Annotated in this window: 13 protein-coding genes; 4 read left to right on the forward strand and 9 right to left on the reverse strand. The window is 71.0% G+C overall.

Features of this window, described 5'->3' with window-relative positions; all coding sequences use genetic code 11:
* Nucleotides 1–153 precede the first annotated feature (153 nt).
* The 6 genes from HNV26_RS33355 to HNV26_RS33380 form a co-directional block, all read right to left on the reverse strand.
* Nucleotides 154–1,164, reverse strand: a complete 1,011-nt coding sequence (locus tag HNV26_RS33355; protein WP_171444952.1) for an MlaD family protein — start codon at nt 1,162–1,164, stop codon at nt 154–156.
* Nucleotides 1,157–1,906 carry an ABC transporter ATP-binding protein gene (locus HNV26_RS33360; RefSeq protein WP_171444951.1) on the reverse strand — a complete coding sequence of 250 codons (750 nt, stop codon included), beginning with the start codon at nt 1,904–1,906 and terminating at the stop codon, nt 1,157–1,159. The genes HNV26_RS33355 and HNV26_RS33360 overlap by 8 nt, the downstream gene beginning before the upstream one ends.
* A 13-nt stretch (nt 1,907–1,919) precedes the next feature.
* Nucleotides 1,920–2,666: an MlaE family ABC transporter permease gene (locus HNV26_RS33365; protein ID WP_171444950.1), complete on the reverse strand. Its 747-nt coding sequence runs from the start codon at nt 2,664–2,666 to the stop codon at nt 1,920–1,922.
* Entirely contained in the window at nt 2,663–3,436 is a 774-nt protein-coding gene (locus tag HNV26_RS33370) for an MlaE family ABC transporter permease (RefSeq protein ID WP_011553919.1), read from the reverse strand. Before HNV26_RS33370 ends, HNV26_RS33365 begins: the two co-directional genes overlap by 4 nt.
* A 100-nt stretch (nt 3,437–3,536) precedes the next feature.
* Nucleotides 3,537–4,235 carry an ABC transporter ATP-binding protein gene (locus HNV26_RS33375; RefSeq protein ID WP_171444949.1) on the reverse strand — a complete coding sequence of 233 codons (699 nt, stop codon included), beginning with the start codon at nt 4,233–4,235 and terminating at the stop codon, nt 3,537–3,539.
* 17 nt (nt 4,236–4,252) lie between these two features.
* Complete coding sequence (locus HNV26_RS33380) at nt 4,253–6,178, reverse strand: MopE-related protein (protein ID WP_366817080.1); 1,926 nt, start codon at nt 6,176–6,178, stop codon at nt 4,253–4,255.
* 234 nt (nt 6,179–6,412) lie between these two features.
* Here HNV26_RS33380 and HNV26_RS33385 point away from each other — a divergent pair, with 234 nt between their 5' ends.
* The 3 genes from HNV26_RS33385 to HNV26_RS33395 are packed head-to-tail and all read left to right on the forward strand — an operon-like array spanning nt 6,413 to nt 12,125.
* Nucleotides 6,413–7,810, forward strand: a complete 1,398-nt coding sequence (locus HNV26_RS33385) for a TolC family protein (RefSeq protein ID WP_171444947.1) — start codon at nt 6,413–6,415, stop codon at nt 7,808–7,810.
* A 5-nt stretch (nt 7,811–7,815) separates the two neighbouring features.
* Complete coding sequence (locus tag HNV26_RS33390) at nt 7,816–9,003, forward strand: efflux RND transporter periplasmic adaptor subunit (RefSeq protein ID WP_171444946.1); 1,188 nt, start codon at nt 7,816–7,818, stop codon at nt 9,001–9,003.
* Nucleotides 9,000–12,125, forward strand: a complete 3,126-nt coding sequence (locus HNV26_RS33395) for an efflux RND transporter permease subunit (protein WP_171444945.1) — start codon at nt 9,000–9,002, stop codon at nt 12,123–12,125. Before HNV26_RS33390 ends, HNV26_RS33395 begins: the two co-directional genes overlap by 4 nt.
* 108 nt (nt 12,126–12,233) lie before the next feature.
* On the opposite strand, the gene HNV26_RS33400 is transcribed toward HNV26_RS33395, so the two are convergent.
* Nucleotides 12,234–12,422, reverse strand: a complete 189-nt coding sequence (locus HNV26_RS33400) for a hypothetical protein (RefSeq protein ID WP_253817293.1) — start codon at nt 12,420–12,422, stop codon at nt 12,234–12,236.
* Nucleotides 12,423–12,642: 220 nt separating this feature from the next.
* Here HNV26_RS33400 and HNV26_RS33405 point away from each other — a divergent pair, with 220 nt between their 5' ends.
* A complete protein-coding gene (locus HNV26_RS33405; protein ID WP_171444944.1) occupies nt 12,643–13,107 on the forward strand; it encodes a DUF2267 domain-containing protein in 465 nt (154 codons plus the stop codon).
* Between the two features lie 10 nt (nt 13,108–13,117).
* Here the strand turns inward: HNV26_RS33405 and HNV26_RS33410 are convergent, their stop codons facing one another.
* Together HNV26_RS33410 and nhaA are read right to left on the reverse strand one after the other, a co-directional pair.
* Nucleotides 13,118–14,809: an ABC1 kinase family protein gene (locus tag HNV26_RS33410; protein ID WP_171444943.1), complete on the reverse strand. Its 1,692-nt coding sequence runs from the start codon at nt 14,807–14,809 to the stop codon at nt 13,118–13,120.
* Nucleotides 14,810–14,829: 20 nt separating this feature from the next.
* Entirely contained in the window at nt 14,830–16,179 is a 1,350-nt protein-coding gene (nhaA, locus tag HNV26_RS33415; RefSeq protein WP_171452953.1) for a Na+/H+ antiporter NhaA, read from the reverse strand.
* Between the last annotated feature and the right edge of the window lie 67 nt (nt 16,180–16,246).

Genomic DNA, 16,246 nt, shown 5'->3' on the forward strand with positions numbered 1-16,246 from the left:
GGCAGGGGGCTGGGGGACTTTCACGGGCCGGGCTTGTACCACCAGCGGTGGTTTGGTGCGCTCCCAGAATGGGGGGGAGGCCCCCCCTGAACAATTGGGCCCGTGCTTGCTCGCCTTCACGCTGCGTCCTGATAGGTGCTCGACGCCCGGGCTTCAGTCCTTCCAGAGCACCTTCCACGGGTGCTTGCGGAGGTCCGTCACCAGCATGCGCAGCTCCTCATAGAGCGTGCCGTCCTGGAGCACCGCGCCCGCGGTGCCCTCTCCAGCCTCGAGCTTCGCCAGCACCCGGTCCGCGCGGGCCGCGATGCTCTCCAGTTGGCCCGAGGCCGAGGTGAGGCGCTCCAGCGCGACCTTGACCCGCGCGCCGTCCTCGGGCCCCAGCGGGCCCGTCACGGCCGCCAGCCCGTCCAGCGTCGTCCCGGCGGACTTCGTCAGCCCTGGCAGGTCGCGGCGCACGACGGCCGCCGCCGCCGAGGCATCGTCCAGCAACCGCGCGCCCTTGCCTCCGGGCTGGAAGGCCTCGCGCGCCAGGCCCGCGAGCTGGCGCAAGTCCTTCGAGGCCGCCGCCAGCTCGGACGCCAGCACCTTCACGTCGCCCCGGTTCTCCGTCAGCAACTGGTCCAGCGTCCGCGCCAGCCGGGACACGTTCGCCGCGAGACCGCGGATGGCCTCCGGGTCCTCCTCCAACATCTGGGACAGCAGGTCCACGAAGCGGGTGAGCTGTTCGGCCAGGACATCCAGCCGGGGTGCGTCCGTTCCCCGCACGGCCGTACCCGCGGGCAGCCGCTCCGGCGCCGAGCCCGGGTTCAGCTCCAGATAGGGCTCTCCCAGGATGCCCACGGTGGCCACCGTCACGCGCGCGTCCTTGCGCAGCGCGCCCACGGCCTCCGGCGCCACCGCGAGCTCCATCCGCACGGGCAGCGGGCGTCCCTGGGCGTCCCGCCGCTCGGGCTGGAGCTGGATGTCCTGCACGCGGCCCACCTGCACGCCGCCCAGCTTCACGGGGGCGCCCTCCACCACGTTCCCCGTGTGGCCGAAGTCCACCGCCAGCCCCGTCTCCGAGCCCAGCTTCAGTTCGCCCATCAGCCACAGCAACACCAGCACGCCCCCGATGGCGGCCAGCACCAGGGCGCCCACCTTCAGCTCCAGCCGTCGCTCATCCATCCGTCGCGCCCTCCATGAATGGCGCTGTCAGTACTCGCAGCTCGGGCGCGGAGGACTCCAGGAAGCCCTTCGGCGTGCCCAGGTAGGCACATTGCTTGTTCGCCACCACCAGCACCCGGTCCGCCAGCGCCTTCAGTTGCCGGTAGTCGTGGGACACCACCATCCCCCCAAGGCCCCGCGCCTTCAACGACGCGAGCACCTCCTCCACCTGGCCGGCCGCCTTCCGGTCCAGGCCCGTCGTCGGCTCGTCGAAGAGGAGATAGCGCGGCTTGAGCACCAACGCCCGGGCGATGGCCGTCCGCTTCTTCGCTCCGGGCCCCAGCTCCGGTGGCAGCCGGTCCGCCCAGTCCAGAAGCCCCACCTGCGCCAGCGCGGCGTCCACGTCGTCCACGGACGCCGCCGGGTCCGCCAGCCATACGTTCTGCCGGAGCGTGCGCCAGTCCAACAGCGCCGGGCCCTGTACCAGGTAGGGCGCCTGTCGGCGCAGTGACACCAGCTCGCGCTCGGGTCTGGAGTCCACGCGTTCCCCCCACAGCACCACTTCGCCCGCGTCCGGGCGCAGCAGTCCCACCGCCAGCCGGCACAGCACGCTCTTCCCGGTGCCACTGGCGCCCGCGATGAACGTCAGCTCCTTCGTGGACACCTCCGCCGTGAGCCCCGCGAGCACGCGCCGGCGCCCCTCGTCGAACGCGACGTGCACGTCCCGGAATCGCAGGGCCTCGCTGTCGGGAAGGGGCGTCATGCGCGGGGCTCGCTCACAGGCGCAGCAGTTGGAAGGCCAGTGACACGGTGAGGTCGATGAGCAGGCACCCCAGGCTCGCCGCCACCACGCCGTCGGTGGTGGCCTCGCCCACGGCCTCGGCGCCGCCGCGCGCCTTGAGGCCCGCCACCGCCGCCGCCAGCGGAATGTAGAGCCCGCAGCCCGCGGCCTTCAGGAACGCGGCCAGCAGGTCCCAGCCGTCCACGTAGCGCGGGTCCATGAAGGCCCGCCCGTCCACGCCGAAGGCGAACTGCGCCACCGCCGCCGCGGACAGCGTGGCCGCGATGGTGCCCAGGGTGCACAGCAGGGGCACGCCCAGCACACCCGCGAACACCCGGGGCGCGACGAGGTCCGCGTAGGGGTCGCCCGCGGACATCTCCAGGGCCTCCACCTGTTCGTTGACGCTCATGGTGGAGAGCTCGGCCGCGTGAGCCGCGCCCGCGCGTGAGGCCGTGAGCAGCGCGGACACCGCCGGGCCCAGCTCGCGGATGAGCAGCTCGAAGTAGGCGGGCCCCAGCACCGCCACGTTGCCCACGAAGCGCCGTGCCTGGCTGTTGGCGATGGTGACGAGCACCGCGCCGAAGAAGGCCATGCCGGACATCACCAGCCACACGCTGCGCCCGCCCAGCTCGTGGAGCTGCGCCAGGGACTCGCGCCAGGGCACGCCGTCCCGGGTGGAGGCCCGCACCGTGCGCGCCAGCATCACCACCGGCGCTCCGAAGAAGGACAGCACGCCGCTCATCCCATCCACCCCGCGAGCAAGGACGTGAGGGCGAAGTCGAGGACGAAGATGGCCGCGCAGCTGCGCACCACCGCGTTGGCCGCCGCCTGGCCCACGGCGTGTGCGCCGCCTCGAGCGGACAGGCCCACGGTGGTGGACAGCAGGGCGATGGCCAGCCCGAAGATGCCCGTCTTCACCACGCCGCCGAGGAGGTCGAGCGGCCCCAGGAGCTGGGAGAAGGTGCCGAAGAAGACGCGCACCGGAAGGCCCAGGGCGAGCAGGGCGGCCACGGACTCGAAGAGGATGGCCACCGCGAAGGTGACGCCGCTGAGCGCCAGCATGCTGACCTCCATGGCCACCACGCGAGGCGCGACGAGGATGGCGAAGGGGTCCAGGCCGATGCCCCTCAGCCCTTCAATCTGTCCGCCCACCTGCATCAGCGCCAGCTCCGCCGCGTTTCGCGCGCCGAGCCGCGCCGACATGATGAGGCCCAGCAGCAGCGGGCCGAACTCCCACAGCACGCCGTACCCCGCCGCCCAGCCGAGGAAGGCCCGCGCGCCGAAGCGCTGGACGTAGATGCCCGACTGCAGCACCACGATGATGCCGGCCAGCGCCGCCGTGGCCAGGGCGAGCGGCAGGGAGCCGTAGCCGAACTGCACCAGCGCACGGCCCAGCTCGCGGCGCTCCAGCTTCGGCAGCGCCAGCACCGTGCGGCCCACGACCAGCCCCAGCGCGCCGGTTCCGCGGAGCGCGTCCAGCGCCGTTCGTCCGAGCCTCGTCAGGAGCGCCATGGCGGCATCTCATCCGGGGGCTGACTCGGCGGCGGCACGGCTGGGGCCGCGCCCTCCGGGCGGCGCGTCATGGCGCCTGGATGGGCTCGCGCACTTCGCGTCATGCCGGCACCTCGTCCGGTGCGTCCTCCCACTCGGGCGCGGGGGGGCCGTCATGAACCAGCCGGCCACTCCGCAGGTACAGCCAGCGGGGCAGGGGCAGGTCCATTGGAGCCTCCGTCGCCACGACCAGCAGCGTGCCACCCTGGGACACGTCCAGGAGCACCCGGGCCACCTGCCGCGCCGTGCCCGGATCCAACCCCGCGAACGGGTCATCCGCCAGCACCACCGACGGACGCGCCGCCAGGGCCCGCGCGATTCCCGCGCGCTTCTTCATGCCGCCAGACAGTCGCTCCGGCAGTGTACCCGCCGCGTCCGCGAGCCCTACCGCCCGCAGCACGTCACTGGCGCGGGTCCGGGCCTCGGCCTCCGGGACGTGGCGGCGGGTGAGTGGCGCCATGACGTTCTCCAGCACCGTCATCGAGTCGAACAGGGCGTCCGTCTGGAACACCATGCCGAACGACGCCTGCTGCTCGCGCCGCTCGGCGGCCGTCAGACGCGCCGCATCCTGCCCATCCCACAGCACGCGGCCCTCCGTGGGCCGCACCAGGCCGGCCAGCGTCTTCACCAGCGTCGTCTTCCCCGCGCCCGAGCGCCCCAGGACCAGTGCCTGCGTCCCGGGCGGCAGCGCGCAGCTCACGCCGGACAGGACCTGCCTCGCTCCGTACCGCACCGTGAGGCCGTCCGCGCGCAGGTCCATGGCGTCCGCCCGCCGCCTCAGGGCCGCCAGCGCACGAGCGCGCCGCCGCTGCCCGCCACCCAGATGTCGCCCGGGCTGGTTCCGCCCAACGCGTTCATGGGGCTGGACGGCGTGAAGGCGGCGCTCCAGGCCGTGCCGTTGAAGAAGTGGATGTTGTTCGTTCCGGAGCTCACGGCGTAGATGGCCTTGCTGCTGAAGGCCACCAGCCCGCGGATGTCCGCCGGGGCCGAGGTTGGCAGGGTGATGGCGGGCTTCACGCTCCAAGTCGAGCCCGCGCGCTCCAGGAAGAGGCCGTTGTCGCCCACGGCGTAGACATGGCTCGGTGAGAGCACCTGGATGCCGTAGAGGAAGCCGGTCGCCCCGACGTTGCCCAGGGCTTCCTTCTGCCACGTGCCGCCGTCCTCCGTGGGGCCGCGCCAGACCACGGGGTGGTTGGTGCCGCCCTGCGTCTCGGCGCCCGCGGCGAACAGCGTCCGCGGGCTGGTGCCGTCAATGGACTTGAGGTTGTCGTTGAGCCGCGTGAGCTCCTCGGGGGCCGTCTGGGTGGGGGCGCCTTCCTCGTAGTTCCAGAGGAGGATGCGGCCCTGGCTGTCCACCGCGTACAGCGCCACGCGGTTGCCGGTCTCGAAGCCCACCATCCCGTTGATGCTGGCGTTCCCGGGGCCATTCACGTTGACACACGCGCCGGTGTCGGTCGGCAGCCGGGTGGTGAACTTGCCCGCGCTGTTGCCCAGGAACACGCGGCCGCTGTTCGTCACCCAGGAGGACTTCCACTGGCCCGGGCAGTCCGCCACGGGGGTGAGCGTCCCGCTGTCGACGTGGGCGACGTGGCCGTCGCGTCCCGCGAGCCAGCCCTTGTTGCCGGGGTACGCAGCCACCGTCTCCCAGACAATCGAGGAGGGCGTCGCGTTCGTCGTCGTCCAGGCCACGGGGTCGCAGCCCGCCACGCCTTCGTCCACCTGTCCGTCGCAGTCGTTGTCCAGCCGGTCGCACACCTCGGTGGCCGCGTTCGACGCGTAGCGCGAGCTCTCATCACAGTCCGTGTTGTCCTCCACGGCGTCCTGCGGCGGGTTGGCGCACCAGAGCCCCACGGAGGTCCCCGCCTGGCCGTCACCGTCCTCGTCCACGAACCACTCCCGCGGCGTCTCGGTGCTGACACAGGCCGTCAGCGTGGCGCTCGCGCACCGCATGGACCCGGCGCAGTTCTGCTCGGTCTGGCACTGCGTGCCCACGTCGAACGGGTCGTTGTCAATGTACCCATCGCAGTTGTCGTCCCTGCCGTCGCAGACCTGCTCGGCCTGTCTTGGGTGGATGTTGGGATCCCGGTCGTTGCAGTCACCGGCCTCCACGACATAGCCCGCGGGCGGCGTGCAGGAGAGGTTGGGCAGGGCGGACGGGTCACCGAAGCCGTCACCGTCCGCGTCGCGATAGTAGGTCGCGCCGCCGGGGGCATCCGCCTCGCCGTTGACGCAGTTGTTGTCCACGCCGTCGCACAGCTCCGTCGCGCCGGGGTGGACGGCCGCGTCGTCGTCATCACAATCCGAGCCAGGGAAGGCGCCCTCGCTGGTGACGTAGCCGTCGTCATCCAGGTCCAGGGCGCGCAGGTCGAGCTCCACGGCCGCGGTGCCCACCGTGGGCACCTGCGTCGTGACCTCGTGCCGTGCCACCACGGGCCCGTTGCAGGAGCGCTCGTTGGCGGTCGCGGTGAGCCGCAGGTTCCGGCTCCACCCCTCCCGGCCCAGGATGGCCACCGTCCGCACGTCGCTGCGGGCAGAAGGCTCCATCCGGATGTCGGCGGTCTCGGTGCGGCTGGGGTCGTCCACGTCCGTGACGGTCAGCGTGAGACAGCCCGGACGAAACGTCGCATACGAGACGAGCACGCGGACGGCCCCGGCATTGGGTGGGTCTTCCTGCTTCCGGCAGCCGGAAACGGAGACCACCACCGTAAGAACGCAACCCATCAGGAATAAACGCATCGGCCGAGCATTCCCGGGCGCTTGGTGGCGCCCGCAATCTTTCTACAGTGAGCTACGGAACCCAGGAGAACTCAACGCCACCCATAGTCCGTCGCGCAGGCCAGCGTCCAGACGCCGAATCGACATGGCCCCTTCTCTCCGCCTCCGTTTATATGGCGCGCCGACCCGCCCCTCCGACGCCCGAGCCTTCCCCGCCCGTTCATGCATAGACCCCGTCACGCCATCACCGTGCCCCTCTGCGCCTGGCTCGCGCTGACCGCGTCCAGTGCTTGGGGGCAGCAGCCCGCGACCGAATCCACGAAGGGGGCCCCAGCAGGTCCTTCGTCCCAGCCTCCGCCCGCGGAAGCCCTGTCCACGGACGGCGGTCCGCTGACGCTGGAAGAGGCGGTGCGACGTGCCGCGAAGCGTAACGAGGTGGCGCTGGCCGCCGAGCAGCAGTCCGAGGCCGCCCGGGCCCGGCTGGCTCGGGCCCGGGCCTTCTTCTTTCCAGAGCTGACGGGAACGGGCACCTACACCCGGCGTATGTATGAAGTGACGCGTGAAGTGGGTGGCCAGTCGGTGGTCATCCAGCGCAACAACGCCTTCAACGCCAACTTCGTCGCCTCCATCCCGCTGTTCGACGCGCGCGGCATCTTCCTGTACCGCGCGGCGCGGAGGGACGGCGACGCGGCGGAGCTGGAGGCCGTGGAGGCGCGCCGGCAGGTTGGCTTCGAGGCCGCCAACGCCTTCCTCGCCACCCTGGCGCAGGAGCAGGTGTACCGCGCCGCCGAGCAGCGCCTCGCGTTCGCCCGTCAGTCACTTCAGGACGCGTCGGCCCGCGCCAAGGCGGGCCTGGCCAGCAGCAACGATGTGACGCGCGCGGAGCTGGAGGCGGCCAGCGCCGAGGTGCAGATGTCCAACGCGCGCAACGCCGCGCAGACCACGCGCCTGGAGCTGGGCTTCCTGCTGGTGTCTTCGGTGAAGGGCGCCCTGGCCTCGCCGGACGCGCTGCTGTCGGACGCCAGCCGGCCGCTACAGGCCCACGCCTCCCTGGCGGATGGGGCCCTGGAGCGCCGGCCGGACATCCTGGCCGCGCGGCTGCGGGTGGACGCGCTGGAGGAGAGCGCCAAGGAGCCGCTCGCCCGGCTGCTGCCCACGCTGGGTGCGTCCGCCACCTACCGCCTCACGAACGAGGCCGGACTCGCGGGCCGCACGGGTGACGGCTTCCTGGGCGTCAACCTCATCTGGAACTTCTTCGACGGTGGCGAGCGCTACGCCGAGCGCCGGGAACGCGTGGCCCTGGCGAAGGCGGCGGAGCTCCAGGTCCAGGCCACCACGCGCCGGGTGGACGTGGACATCGAGCAGGCGAGGGTGGCGTTGGAGAATGCCCAGGCCGCCCTGGCACAGAGCGACCTGGCGGTCCGCACGGCCCGACAGAACGCGGAGGAGCAGGGGATTCTCTACCGTCAGGGCTTGTCCACGGCGCTGACGGTGGCGGATGCCTCGCTGCGGCAGTTCGAGGCGGAGGTGGCGTACGCCCAGAGCCGGTTCGCGCTGGGTGTGGCGCTGCTGGGGCTGCGAGCGGCAGTTGGACTCGACCCATTGGGGAAGGAACCGTGAAGGACATGCGACGCGCAGGAACGTTGGGTCTGGCCGTGGCCGCGCTGGCCCTGGGGGCTGGCTGCAAGAAGGACGCGCAAGGCACCCAAGGCGGAGCAGCGCCGGCGGGTCGCGGCCGAGCAGCCATCCAGTTCCCCGTCGAGGTGGCTCCGGTGGAGGCGCGGGACGTGGAGTACGTGGTGGACGCGGTCGGCTCCGTGGAGGCCTTCGAGCGGGTGCAGATCACCGCCCGCGTGCCAGGCGCCGTGGAGCGGGTGCTCTTCGCGGAAGGGCAGTCGGTGAAGAAGGGCGCGGTGCTCGCGGAGATCGAGCCCGCCCGCTACGCCATCGCCGTGCGGTCCGCGGAGGCCACGCTGGCGCGAGCCCGCGCCACGCTGGTGGAGGCGGAGGCCGGTGCGCAGCGCCGCACCGCGGTGAACCAGGCCAGTCCCGGTTTGCTGCCCGCCGAGCAGTTGGAGACCTTCGAGGCCCGCGCGCGCACGGCGGAGGCGGACGTGGCGGCGGCGAAGGCGCTGCTGGACCAGGCACAGCTCAACCAGCGTGACGCCTATGTGCGCGCGCCCATGGACGGCGTGCTCCAGACGCGCACGGTGCAGACGGGCCAGTACGTGCAGCCCGGCGTCGTTTTGGCCACGCTGCTGCGGCGCGAGCCGTTGCTGCTGCGCTTCACTGTCCCGGCGTCGGACGTGTCCCGCATCCAGCCCGGCATGACGGCGCGCTTCTCCGTCCGGGCCGCGGAGGGGGGCGCCTTCACGGCGAAGATCACACACGTGGCCGCCGCCGCGGATGATGCCAGCCGCATGGTGCCGGTGACGGCGGAAGTCACCGGTGAGGGCGCCGAGCGGCTCCGTCCGGGCGCCTTCGCCACGGTGGCGGTGCCCGTGGACACGCGCGGCGGCAGTCCGGTGATTCCGCAGACGGCGGTGCGCGCCAGCGAGCGCGGCTTCCTGGCCTACGTGGTGGAGGGCGACAAGGCGCGTGAGCGCGTGCTGGAGCTGGGCCTGCGCACCGCGGATGGCCGCGTGGAGGTCCGTGACGGCGTGAAGCCGGGTGAGCTGCTGGTGGTGCGCGGCGGTGAGGCCCTGCGCGACGGGGCCAACGTGCGCGTGGCGGAGGGCCCCAAGCCCACCTTCACGGGTGAGCCCCGGCTGGAGCCGGAGGCCGCCAGCGGCGGCGGAGGCGCCCGGCCATGAACATCACCGAGGCGTGCATCAAGAAGCCCGTCCTGGCGTGGATGATCATGGCGGCCACCATCGTCTTCGGACTGGTGGCCGCGCAGCGTATTGGCATCAGCCAGTTCCCGGACGTCGACTTCCCCACCATCAACATCTCCGTCACGTGGGAAGGCGCCAACCCGGAAGCGGTGGAGAGCGACGTCCTCGAGTTCATCGAGGAAGCGGTGACGCAGGTGGAGGGCGTCACGGCCATCAACTCCACCGCGCGCCAGGGCGGCGGCAACATCACCGTCGAGCTGGACCTGTCTCGCAACGTGGACCTGGCGCTCCAGGACGTGCAGACCAAGGTGAGCCAGGTGCAGCGCCGGCTGCCGCTGGACATCGACCCGCCCATCATCTCCAAGTCCAACCCGGAGGACCAACCCATCCTCTGGGTCGGCGTGTCCGGGCCCTTCAGCCAGCAGGTGGTGAGTGACTACGCCCGCTACCGCGTGAAGGAGCGGCTCCAGACGATTCCGGGCGTGGGCGAGGTGCAGCTGGGCGGCATGCTGGAGCGCAACGTCCGCATCTGGGTGGATGCGCAGAAGCTGGACGCGCTGGGCCTCACGGTGACGGACGTGTCCGCGGCGCTCCAGCGCGAGCACGTGGAGCTGCCCGCCGGCCGCATCGAGACGCAGGGCCGCGAGGTCAACGTCCGCGTCATGGGCGAGGCGCTGGACCTGGAGACGCTGCGGCGCATCATCGTGCGCGAGCAGGGCGGCTTCCCCGTCTACCTGAAGGACGTGGCGCTGGTGGAGGACGGCTTCGAGGACGTGCGCCGCATGGCGCGCATCAACGGTGAGCCGGCGCAGGGCCTGGGCATCAAGAAGCAGCGCGGCGCCAACGCCGTGGCGGTGGCCCAGGGCATCCGGGCCGAGCTGGACAAGATGCAGAAGGACCTGCCGGAGGGGATGCAGCTGGGCATCAACTTCGACTCGACGCAGTTCATCGAGGAGAGCGTCCACGAAATCGAGTTCGAGCTGATGCTCGCGTGCATCCTCACGGCCTTCGTGTGCTGGGTGTTCCTGGGCTCGCTCTCCAGCACGATGAACGTGGTGCTGGCCATCCCCATGTCGCTGCTGGGGACGGTGGCGGTCATCTACTTCCTGGGCTTCACGCTCAACACCTTCACGTTGCTGGGCCTGGCGCTGGCGGTGGGCATCGTCGTGGACGACGCCATCATGGTGCTGGAGAACATCTACCGGCACTCCGAAGAGGGGAAGGACCGGGTGCGCGCCGCGCGCGAGGGCACCGCGGAGATCACCTTCGCCGCGCTGGCGGCGACGGCGGCGGTGGTGGCCATCTTCCTGCCCGTCGTCTTCATGAGCGGCGTCATCGGCAAGTACTTCCTCCAGTTCGGCGTGACGCTGTGCGTGGCGGTGCTGCTGTCCTACGTGGAGGCGATCACCCTGGCCCCCGCGCGCTGCGCGCAGCTGCTCAAGACGTCGCGTGAAGGCCGCAGCCGGATTGGCGTCTGGGTGGACCGGGGCTTCGAGAAGCTGGAGCGCGTCTACGCGCGCACCCTGGCCTGGGGCCTGAAGCGGCCGTGGTGGGTGCTGGGCGCGGCGGTGGTGCTGACGGCCTCCAGCGTCTTCGTCTTCCGTGCGCTGCCGGGTGAGTTCGTGCCGTCCCAGGACCAGAGCCGCCTGCTGGTGCGCATGCAGACGGCGGTGGGCAGCAACATCGAAGAGACGAACCGGCTGTTCCTGCGCGCGGAGGAGTTCGCCAGCAGCCGGCCCGAGGTGACGCGCGTCTTCTCCGTCGTCGGTGGTTTCGGCAGCGGCGCGGTCAACACCGGCATGATGTTCGTCAGCTTGAAGCCACCCGACGAGCGCATGCCGCAGGCGGAGTTCCAGCAGATCCTCCGCAAGGAGTTCAACAGCTACCCGGGCTTGCGCGCGGTGGTGCAGGACCAGTCCCAGAGCGGCTTCACGGCGCAGCGCGGCTTCCCGGTGGAGTTCAGCGTGCGCGGCTCGGAATGGGAGCAACTGGTGGAGGCCAGCCAGGCGATGCGGGAGAAGCTCCAGGCCAGCGGCAAGGTGGTGGACGTGGACACGGACTACCAGTTGGGCATGCCGGAGCTGCGCATCACGCCGGACCGGGGCCGCGCGGCGGACCTGGGCGTGCCCATCCAGTCGGTGGCCACCACCATCAACGCGCTGGTGGGCGGCGTGCGCGTGGGCAAGTACAGCACCGGCGGCCGGCGCATCGACGTGCGCATGCGGCTCTTGAAGGACCAGCGCTCGAGGCCCGAGGACCTGTCCACACTGAAGGTCCGGACGGCCAGCGGCGCGCTGGTGCCGTTGTCGTCGCTGGTGACACAGGAGGAGCGGCCCGCGCTGCAGGCCATCACCCGGCGGGACCGTGAGCGCGCCATCAGCATCTACGCGAACGTGGCGCCGAGTTCGAACCAGGAAGAGGCCCTGGCGACGGTGGAGCGGCTGGCGAAGGAGTTGCCGGGCGGTGTGCGCGTGGTGGCGGGTGGCGCCAGCGTGGCCTTCCGCGACTCGATGAGCAGCCTGTTCTTCGCGCTCTTCCTCGGGATTGGCGTGGCGTACATGGTGCTGGGCGCGCAGTTCAATTCGTTCCTGCACCCGGTGACGGTGCTCACGATTCTGCCGTTGTCGGTGGCGGGCGCGGCCTTCGCCCTGTTCGCCACGGGCACCACGCTGAACATCTTCAGCATGATTGGCCTGTTGCTGCTGATGGGCATCGTGAAGAAGAACTCCATCATCCTGGTGGACTACGCGCTGCAGGAGCGGGAGCGCGGCGCGGACGCGCTGCAGGCCATGCTGCGCGCGGGGCCGGTGCGGCTGCGGCCCATCCTCATGACGTCCACCGCGACGATGATGGCGGCGGTGCCGGCGGCGCTGGCGCTGGGCGCGGGCTCGGAGACGCGCGCGCCCATGTCCATCGCGGTGCTCGGTGGATTGTCCGTGTCCACGGTGCTCAGCCTGCTGGTGGTGCCCGCCTTCTATGTGGTGGCGGACCGCATCAAGGAGCGGCTGGGCGAGCGGTTCGGCAAGAAGGACGATGAGACCCAAGAGCCGCCGCAGCACCCGGAGCCTGGCGATGCGCCGCGCCCGGCGGCACATGGGTGAGCGGGGCGTCTGACCGCTTGGGTGACAAGGCCATCGCGGACGTCTACGTGACGCCGCGGTGGCCTTTTCTCTTGGCGCGCGTGGCCGCAAGGCCGCACCACGCCCGCGCTATTCGGGGCGAAGGGTGGCTCGGTCAATGTCGACGGAGTCCGCATCCTCGCCCAGCGAGGCTTCAGTGGCCCGGAAGCGCTTGCCATCGGGGGGGACGAGTAACCAGGAGCTGGCGACAGCGGGGTCGTCCGCGGGAGGCGAGACGATGACCTCTTCCCCGAGCAGGGCAGCGACCCGCGTCGCCACCTCCACGGAGGTGAGCCCACGGGCGCCGCTTGGCGCGGGAGCCAACGATGTTCAGAGAGCGCTTCGTCATTTGCGCTTCGCCTGGGAGCATCCTGTCGGGCACCCGCCCCCGGGGAGGCGGGCCAAGGCGCGCGGCGCGCTCCGGCTGAAGCGTGCACCTGCCGTGGCCACCATGACAGGCGCGCGGTACGGCTGCACTGGCATTCAAGGAGACAACCCCATGGCTGAGTACACCGAACCCCCCATCAACAACGCCACTCCGGTCAAGGAGCGAGACGAGCCCCAGGACCTCCAGGGCTTCCTGGACGAGCTCGGCAACAGCCGCGAGTTCCAGGTGAATGGCGTGGACGCCCGGAAGGGCGCGGAGGCGGTGTTCTGTACGCTCGCGCGGCGCCTGTCCGACGGAGAGGACCTCAAGCTGCTCTGGTCGCTGGGGAAGGGCGGCATTGGGACCATCCTCGGGACGTGCAACATCCACCGGGGCCCGTCGCACGCGAAGCGCATGGACCGCGCGGAGTTCATCACCGACGTGGCGGACCACCTGCGCATCCCCGTGGACCAGGCGCTGCGCGTCCTGGCGGTGGTGTTCACCGCCATCCGGGACCGGATTCCAGACGACGAGGTGGCGGCCGTGGCCTCGCAGCTCCCGGCGGACCTCGCCGACCTGTGGCGCCGGCCCGTCTAGCGGCGGCGAACTACTGGCGCTTGGGCTTCTTGAGGAAGCGGCTCAGGCGCACCTTGCCCAGCCCACGTCCACCGAAGAGGTACCAGGTGATCGCCGCGCCGAAGAAGGCCGCCGCCACCGCGATGCCCATCACGCCGAGCACCGGCACGTTGCCGTACATCCACGGCTTGGGCGCGAAGGAGATGAACGCGCCCACGATGAACCCGCACGCGCACAGGCCCATGAAGGCAATCACCGCCGCGCTGCGCAGGTTCTCATTCAGCTTGTCGAACTGGTCCGCGCGCACCGTGACGGTGAACTTGCCGGACTCCATGTCCAGCAGGATCTGCGACAGCTGCGTGGGCAGGTCCTGCGCCATGGCCTGGAAGCGCAGCAGCGTGCGCATCAGTCCGCCCTGGAGCTGCATCGGATCGTAGCGCCCGGCGAGCAGCTCCTTGGCGTATGGCAGCGCCACCTCGATGATGTTCATCTCCGGGTACAGGCTGCGCAGCATGCCCTCCGTGGACACGGAGGCCCGGCTGAGCAGCGCGTACTCCTTGGGGATGCGAATGCGGTACTTCACCGCCAGGTCCAGCAAGTCCCTCAGCAGCGAGCGCGTGTCCACCTGGCCCAGCGTCGTGGCCAGGTGCTGGCCGAGCAGCGCATCGATGTCGTTGCGGAAGCCCACCAGGTTGGCGCGCGCGTCCGGCACGCCCACGCGGTAGAGGATGCGCGCCATGGATTCGCTGTCCTTGAGCGCCACCGCCAGGCACAGCATGACCAGCGTCTCCTGCATGGGGCGCGACAGCCGGCCCACCACGCCGAAGTCCAGCAGCGCCAGCCGGTGGTCCTCCAGCAGCAGCAGGTTGCCCGGGTGCGGGTCGCCGTGGAACAGGCCGTCCTCGAAGAGCTGCCGGAAGGAGGCGTCCAGGATGTTCTGGGCAATGGCCTTGCGCTCGGGCTCGCTCAGCTCCGCGGGGTTGAGCTTCACGCCGCGGATGAACTCCATGGTCAACACCGTGCGGCTGGACAGGCCGGAGTAGACGCGCGGAATCTTGAGGTAGGGCCGCTCGCGGTGGTTCTCCAGGAAGGCCCGGATGTTGGTGGCCTCGTTGATGAAGTCCAGCTCCTCGTGGATGGCCCGGTCGAACTCATCCACGATGCCGGTGGGCGTGTACACGCCCGTCTCCTCCACCACGGCCTCCAGCAGGCGCGCCAGGCTGCGCAGCACGCCCAGGTCGGAGTCGATGCGATCGGCGATGCCCGGCCGCTGCACCTTCACCACCACCTCTTCGCCCTCCAGCGTCATCGCGCGGTGCACCTGGGCGATGGACGCGGCGGCCAGCGGCGCCGGGTCGATGGTGGCGAAGAGGCTCTCCACGCTGGCGCCGAGCGAACCTTCAATCTGCGCGCGGACATCCTCCAGGGAGATGGGCTCCACGTGGTCCTGGAGCATGGCCAGCTCGTCGATGTACTCGGCGGGCAGCAGGTCCGCGCGGGTGGACAGCACCTGCCCCAGCTTGACGAAGGTGGGGCCCAGGTCGTTGAGCAGCATGCGGAAGCGCCGCGCGGTGGAGGCGCGCTGGGCCTCCGGGGAGACTTCCACCTTCTCCTTGCGGCCGAGGATGCGCCACAGCCCCGCGCGCTCCGCCAGCTCGCCAAAGCCGTGGCGCGCCGCGATGACGGTGATTTGCCGCACGCGGTTGAGGTCTTGGAGAATCACGAGCGTTCCTGTCCTCTACGTTACGCCGGGACGGCCGGCTTCGCCACGAAGCGCAAGAGTGCGTAGCCCACCACCGCGGAAAGCAGCGAGCCCACCAGGATGCCCAGCTTGGCCTCCGTGAGCAGCTCCGGCTGGGTGGGGAAGGCCAGCCCCGCCACGAACAGGGCCACCGTGAAGCCAATGCCCGCCACCACCGCGACGCCGTGGAGCTGCGGCAGCGTCGCACCGCCGGGCCGGTCCGCCACGCCCAGCTTCAGCGAGCCCCAGGTGAACAGGAAGATGCCCACCTGCTTGCCCACGAAGAGGCCGGCGATGATGCCCAGCGGCAGCGGCCGGAGCAGGTCCGCCCAGCCCATGCCCTCCAGGGAGATGCCCGAGTTCGCCAGGGCGAAGAGGGGGACGATGCCGTACGCCACGGGCAGGTGCCACAGGTGGACGAAGCGGTTGAGCGGCGGCTCCAGCTCCTCCAGGCGCTCCTCGAGGTAGAGGATCTGCGCGCCCCGCGTCGCCTCATCCATCGGCGTCTGGAGCGCCCGGTCCACGTAGACGCGCAGCGCCTCCAGCACGTGGCGGCCCGGACGCAGGGGCCGCGCGGGCATGAACAGGCCCAGCACCACGCCCGACAGCGTGGCGTGGATGCCGCCGTGGTGCATCGTGTACCAGAGCGCCGCGCCCGCCAGCGCGTACGCCACGCCGTTGCGCACCTGGAAGTGGTTGAGGCACGCCAGCACGGCGAGCACGCCCAGGGCTCCCAGGAGCCAGCTGACGTGGAGCCCCGAGCCGTAGAAGAGCGCGATGACGAGGATTCCGCCGATGTCATCGAAGATGGCCAGCGCCGTGAGGAACACGACCAGCCCGTGGCTCACGCGCGTCTTGACCAGCGTGAGGCAGCCAATGGAGAAGGCGATGTCGGTGGCCATGGGGATGGCCCAGCCCGCCTGCGCGGGCGTCCCCTGGTTGAAGGCGGCGTAGAGCGCGGCGGGGACGATCATGCCGCCCATCGCGGCGATGAGCGGCAGCACCGCGCGGGAGAAGGTGCGCAGCTCCCCCGAGCTCAGCTCGCGCTTGATTTCCATGCCGACGACGAAGAAGAACAGCGTCATCAGCCCGTCGTTGATGAACTCGCGGACGGTGAAGCCCTTGAGGACGCCCGCCAGCCCCACCGTCATGCGGGCGTCGAACACGGCGGAGTAGGTGGCGGCCCACGGCGAGTTGGCCCACGCCATGGCGGCCACGGCGCACAGCGCGAGCAGGATGCCGCTGGCCGCCTCCAGGCGGAAGAAGGCCTGGATGGGCGCCAGGGCCACGCGGAAGAGCGCGGGGACGGGAGGCCGGGGCCGGGCCTCTGGGGGAGGGGGTGTCTGCGCCATACGGCGCGCACGATGCCCCGCGTCGCCGGGCCTGGCACCCGTTTTCAGCGGCGGGGTGGGTGGAATG

The sequence above is a fragment of the Myxococcus xanthus genome (assembly GCF_013116825.1).
Lineage (GTDB): Bacteria > Myxococcota > Myxococcia > Myxococcales > Myxococcaceae > Myxococcus > Myxococcus xanthus_B.

Bases quoted from the DNA above. Each gene is read 5' to 3' on its own strand.
- HNV26_RS33355 (WP_171444952.1), bottom strand. From the start codon at position 1,164: ATGGATGAGCGACGGCTGGAGCTGAAGGTGGGCGCCCTGGTGCTGGCC.
- HNV26_RS33360 (WP_171444951.1), bottom strand. From the start codon at position 1,906: ATGACGCCCCTTCCCGACAGCGAGGCCCTGCGATTCCGGGACGTGCAC.
- HNV26_RS33365 (WP_171444950.1), bottom strand. From the start codon at position 2,666: ATGAGCGGCGTGCTGTCCTTCTTCGGAGCGCCGGTGGTGATGCTGGCG.
- HNV26_RS33370 (WP_011553919.1), bottom strand. From the start codon at position 3,436: ATGGCGCTCCTGACGAGGCTCGGACGAACGGCGCTGGACGCGCTCCGC.
- HNV26_RS33375 (WP_171444949.1), bottom strand. From the start codon at position 4,235: ATGGACCTGCGCGCGGACGGCCTCACGGTGCGGTACGGAGCGAGGCAG.
- HNV26_RS33385 (WP_171444947.1), top strand. From the start codon at position 6,413: ATGCATAGACCCCGTCACGCCATCACCGTGCCCCTCTGCGCCTGGCTC.
- HNV26_RS33390 (WP_171444946.1), top strand. From the start codon at position 7,816: ATGCGACGCGCAGGAACGTTGGGTCTGGCCGTGGCCGCGCTGGCCCTG.
- HNV26_RS33395 (WP_171444945.1), top strand. From the start codon at position 9,000: ATGAACATCACCGAGGCGTGCATCAAGAAGCCCGTCCTGGCGTGGATG.
- HNV26_RS33405 (WP_171444944.1), top strand. From the start codon at position 12,643: ATGGCTGAGTACACCGAACCCCCCATCAACAACGCCACTCCGGTCAAG.
- nhaA (WP_171452953.1), bottom strand. From the start codon at position 16,179: ATGGCGCAGACACCCCCTCCCCCAGAGGCCCGGCCCCGGCCTCCCGTC.